This window comes from Micromonospora sp. ATLC16 (genome assembly GCF_057196645.1).
The window spans coordinates 1-4,519 of the sequence record NZ_JBXUOW010000130.1 but is presented as its reverse complement, the minus strand read 5'-3'; the positions used below and the strand labels follow the sequence as shown (position 1 = coordinate 4,519).

4 protein-coding genes and 1 pseudogene are annotated in these 4,519 nt (G+C 73.6%); 1 reads left to right on the top strand and 4 read right to left on the bottom strand.

Going from position 1 to position 4,519, the window contains the following annotated elements:
• Positions 1-968: pseudogene (locus AC2CHE_RS26440) on the bottom strand (transposase); the annotation flags it as partial.
• Between the two features lie 40 nt (positions 969-1,008).
• On the bottom strand, positions 1,009-2,028 hold the full coding sequence (locus AC2CHE_RS26435) for a DNA primase (RefSeq protein ID WP_484507544.1): 1,020 nt from the start codon (positions 2,026-2,028) through the stop codon (positions 1,009-1,011).
• A gap of 80 nt (positions 2,029-2,108) precedes the next feature.
• On the opposite strand from AC2CHE_RS26435, the gene AC2CHE_RS26430 reads away from it, so the two are divergent.
• Positions 2,109-2,450: a PadR family transcriptional regulator gene (locus tag AC2CHE_RS26430; RefSeq protein ID WP_484507543.1), complete on the top strand. Its 342-nt coding sequence runs from the start codon at positions 2,109-2,111 to the stop codon at positions 2,448-2,450.
• A 3-nt stretch (positions 2,451-2,453) separates the two neighbouring features.
• Here AC2CHE_RS26430 and AC2CHE_RS26425 read toward each other — a convergent pair whose 3' ends face one another.
• The gene (locus AC2CHE_RS26425; protein WP_484507542.1) at positions 2,454-3,125 is read right to left on the bottom strand and encodes a permease prefix domain 1-containing protein; all 672 of its coding nucleotides are present in this window, start codon (positions 3,123-3,125) and stop codon (positions 2,454-2,456) included.
• Between the two features lie 67 nt (positions 3,126-3,192).
• A partial coding sequence (locus AC2CHE_RS26420) for an ATP-binding cassette domain-containing protein (RefSeq protein WP_484507541.1) occupies positions 3,193-4,519 on the bottom strand: 1,327 nt, incomplete at its 5' end.

Here is a 4,519-nt window from a genome sequence, read left to right as displayed (position 1 = left end):
TCGCCGACCTGTTCGCCGCGGCGCGCGGCGGCTCGCCGGCCGGGCGTCGCCGTCGGCCCGGCGGTACGGGCGCGCAACGCACCGACGAGCGCGTCGCAGCCGGCGTCACAGGCCCGGACCGAGGCGACCGCCTGTCGAATGGTCTCCGCGGCGGCTGAGGTGAGGGCCCGGTTGACGGTGGCCCGCCGGGGGGTCTCGGAGATGGCGACGCGCAGCGCGGTGACGGCCTCGTCGATCGCCTCCGCGTCGCCCGCCCCTTCGGCGGCGAGTTGAGCGGTGACGGCGTCCGCGGTGACCGCGGCGTCGCGGCCCCGGCCGGCCGCGTCGGTCAGCATGCCCGGCTCGGGCAGCGCGTCCAGTACGGCCAGCGGGATCGACTCGGCCGGGTCGGGGTAGGCGCGCAACGCGGCCGGGTAAAGCTCGCGGAGCACCTCGCGCAGCGCGACTGCGGCGGAGTGTCGACCGCTGGCCAGCGCGGCGTGTGCGGCGAGGACCTGCTTGTACCCGGCGAGGTCGCGGGGAGCCGGCAGGGTCACCGCCGACAGAGCGCCGGCCTGCAACGCCCGGGCGAGACCGACGGCGCGCCGGACGGCCGGCGGAGACTGCATCTCCTCCAGCGAGTCGTCGTCGGCGAACCGTTCGGCGAAGTCGTCCACAGAGTCGTCGTCGGCGATCGCCAGCGGGCGACCTGCGGCGCTGAGCAGAGAGGTGATGGTGTGGTCGTCGCTGTCGGCGGCTATCGCCGCACCGCTCGGCCCGCCCGAGCGTTCCACGAGCAGCGTGACCAGCCGGGCGTAGCCCGTCGGGTCGTCGCCGATCTCGCAGACATGCAGCAGACGGCCTGCGTCGTCGACCACAGCGGACGTCAGCGCCGATCCGGTCGAGACCGGTCGGTCGGCCGGGTCCGCCGAGGTCAGACCGCAGTACACGCGCACGAGCGCCACGGCGTCGTCCTCCTCCCGGGACACAGGGCTTTCTCTGCCAGAGACTGATGCTCCCTGGTGCGGGTCAGTCGCGCCAGTCCACGACTGCAGAGATCTTTCCGACAATGGTCCGCCAACCCAGACTTGCGGTTTGTGCCCCGATTTTCTTCAGCCTACGCCGTCCCATGAAGCCACCGATGCCGCCGCCGACGGATGCCCGTAGCGCCTCGTCCAGGTCGTCGAGGCTGGAGCCGGTGTGGAGCATGTCCAGCACCGCAGGCAGCCGCAGGGCGTACGCCAGGTCGCGGGCGACCTCGCCGGCCTCGATGAGCAGCGTCGGATCCCAGGTGTCGTGCCCGCCGCGGAGGTTCTCCACGACGAGGTCGAGTTCGTAGACGTCATCGTTCAGCGGCGCGATGTCGGCTGGTTCCATCCGTTCGGACAGCTCATCCCAACTGTCCAGTTGAGACAGATCGTTGGGTGCGCCGGAACGGACGAAACTGACAAGCGACTCGGGCGTCTTGAACAGCAGTAGCCGACCCTTGTGGGTCAGGAAGACCGGCACCTCCTCGCCGTCGGCCTCGTCGGCGGTGACCTCGTCGGCGTCTTCCTTGCCGTCTTCGGTGGCGTCGTCGCCGCGCTGCGCCTGCTTCTCCTCGTCCTCGCTCTCGGCGAACTCCCGGGCGACGTCCTCGTCGAGGATGACGACGTCACCCTCCTCCTCGTCGTCGTGGCCCTCGGCCGGGCCGACCTGCCGGCGGGCGAGGAAGGGGTCGTCGGCGTCGCGCTCGGCCACGTCGGTCGGGGTCAGCTCGTTAGCCGCCCGGTACGCGCGCAGCGTGAAGCCGGTGCCCGCCGGCAGGGCGATCTCCACCGGAGCCATCCGCAGCTCGTCCCAGAGCGCACGGTTCGCGGTCTCCGCCGCGGCGACGTCGGGCGCGGAGTCGGCCGGCGCGGCGACGTCCGGCTCGCTGGTGCCGGTCGTGTCATCGAGCTCGGGCTCGTCGGCGTCCGGCCGTTGGGGCGACTGGCGTGCCACGGTGACCTCCGTGTGCGTCGGGCTACCACCCCCGGCGCTGATGCCGGTGAGTGACTCTGGGCACATACCCTAGTTGGCTGCGCTGGGTAACCGCTGGCCGCACCCCGATGGCCTCACCACGCGGATAACAAGTAGCGTGTCTACGCATGAACGCCCAGGCGCTGCACGGACACCTCGACGCCCTGCTCCTGGCCGTGCTGGAGCGGGGGGCCCTGCACGGCTACGCCATCATCGAGGCCCTGCGGGCGCGCAGTGACGGTCGGCTCGTCTTGCCCACCGGCACCGTCTACCCGGCGCTGCGACGGCTGGAGCGGGCCGGACACGTGGTCAGCGCGTGGAGCACCGTCAACGGGCGGGAACGGCGGACCTACGAGTTGACCGACACCGGCCGGCGGGCGCTGGCCGACCAGCGGTCGGGGTGGCGTGAGTTCAGTTCGACGGTCGGCCGCTTTCTGGACCCGGGCACCACACCCACCCCGGCGGGCTGACCGTCAGCGGGCGGCCAGCAGCCAGGTGCGGGCGGCGCTGCCCAGCCATACGTGGGCTGCGGCGCCGACGACCATTCCGGTGATCATCGGGGGCCAGGTCAGGGCCGCGTCCCACAGCACGATCGACCAGGAGAACAGACCGGCCCCGGCCACCGCGCCCAGCAGGGCGGTCCCGGTCAGCGCGACACCGGCGCTGCGCGCCAGCGCGGTCAGTGCGGGACGCGTCGAGCGGGCGGTGGCCGCGACCAGCACGAGCCCGGCCAGACCGAGCAGGAAGGCGCCCGCCCAGATCCACTCCACCGACTGCGACAACAGCAGGTAACCGGCGGGTGGTCGCGGCCCGCTGCTCCAGCTCGATCCGTGCCAGGTCAGGTCACCGGCGATCGAGGCGGTCGCGGCGAAGGCGACCACCCGCAGGGACAGCCCGCGCAGCGCGGCCACCGCGAGTTCGGCCTGGTAGGCCGGGGCTAGCTGGTCCGGCGTACCGAAGTCGGCAACCGCCTGGCGCGACGCCTCACCCGCCGGCAGTCCGCTGTCCCGGTACGCCTCGGCGGCGTCGAGCAGCCCGTGCCGGGCTTCGGTGATCAGATCGGCCCGCAGCCGACGTGGTCCACGGAGCCGGCCGGCGAGCTGCCGCAGGTGCTCCTCGACCAACACGTCATCCCTGACCGGCATGGCCCCAACCCTGCCATGCCGCCTGACGTTCCGGCCTCGGGGACATCCCGGAGGCGGCCCCGACGGATCAGCCCGGCAACGCGAGGTAGCCGTGCTCGGCGGCCTGCTGCAACACCCACTGCTCCCGATACCAGCCGGGCGTCGCCACGAGCGCCGCGTGTCGGCCCCGCTGCACGACCCGGCCGGCGTCCAGCACCACGATCTCGTCGAGTCCGGCGAGGCCGCTGAGCCGGTGGGTGATCAGCAGCACCGAGCGCCCGACGGTCGCGGCCAATGCGCTGGCCAGCACCGCATCGGCGGCGGCCGGGTCGAGACCCTCCGTGGGCTCGTCGAGCACCAGAACACCTGGCGCGGCGAGCAGGGCGCGGGCCAGCGCGAGACGCTGCCGTTGACCACCGGAGAGCTGTCCGCCCTCCTCACCGACCACCGTGTCCCAGCCGTCCGGCTGATCCCGGACCCAGTCCGCCAGCCCGGCGGCGGTGGCGGCGGTGAGCAGCGCGTCCTCGTCCGCATTCGGCCGACCGAGCAGCATGTTGTCCCGAACGGTGGCGTGGAAGACGTACGCCTCGGCGAGCAACCCGCCGACCAGGTAGGGCAGCTCCTGGGGCGGGTACGCCGACACGTCCCGTCCGTTCAGGGTGACCCGGCCGGCGGTGGGGGACACCGCGCCGGTCAGCACGGCGGCCAGGGTGCTCTTGCCCGCGCCACTGGGACCGACGAATGCGACCCGGCGTCCGGGTGCCAGCTCAAGGTCGACACCGTCGAGCGCGGCGGGAGCACCGGCCCGGTACCGAACCGTCACCGCTTCGAACCGGACCGTCGATGCCGTGTCGACCGGTCCCGTCACGCTCTCTTCGGCGGTCTCGGCCGACTCAGCGCCGTGCCCACCCGCCATGTGGGCGTCGGGCAAGCCCGGCGTGCTGGCGTCGCGCAAGCTCGCGGTATCTGCCGCACGTCGGTCGGCGGAGGTCCGGGCGGTCCCCGGACCGGCGTCATCCGGTGCCAGGAGCTGGGCGACCCGGGCCAGGCCGGACCGCAGCCCGGTCCATTGGCGGGCCGCGCCGACCAGCGCGAGGGCGATCTCCACGGCGGCCAGGGTGCCGACGGCCAGGACCCCGACCAGGACGCCGTCCACACCGGTGGCGAGGGCCACGTACACCACCGCCCCGACGGTGAGGCCGGCCACCAGGACCCCGGCCGCGTCGACGGCGAAGCCGAGCGCGGCGAGTCGCCGCTCCAGCCGTGCCAGGCGGCGGGTCCGCCGACCGGCAGCCGCCAGCGCGTCCGAGGTCGCTCCGAAGGCGGCCAGGTCGGCGGCACCGTGGGTGAGATCGATCGCGTCGGTGGCGAGCGCTCCGCGCAGGGGCGCCACCTCCGCGCCGGCCCGCCGGGTC

Excerpts from the sequence above, each read along its gene's own strand:
- AC2CHE_RS26435 (WP_484507544.1), bottom strand. The coding sequence starts at position 2,028 with ATGTGCCCAGAGTCACTCACCGGCATCAGCGCCGGGGGTGGTAGCCCG.
- AC2CHE_RS26425 (WP_484507542.1), bottom strand. The coding sequence starts at position 3,125 with ATGCCGGTCAGGGATGACGTGTTGGTCGAGGAGCACCTGCGGCAGCTC.
- AC2CHE_RS26430 (WP_484507543.1), top strand. The coding sequence starts at position 2,109 with ATGAACGCCCAGGCGCTGCACGGACACCTCGACGCCCTGCTCCTGGCC.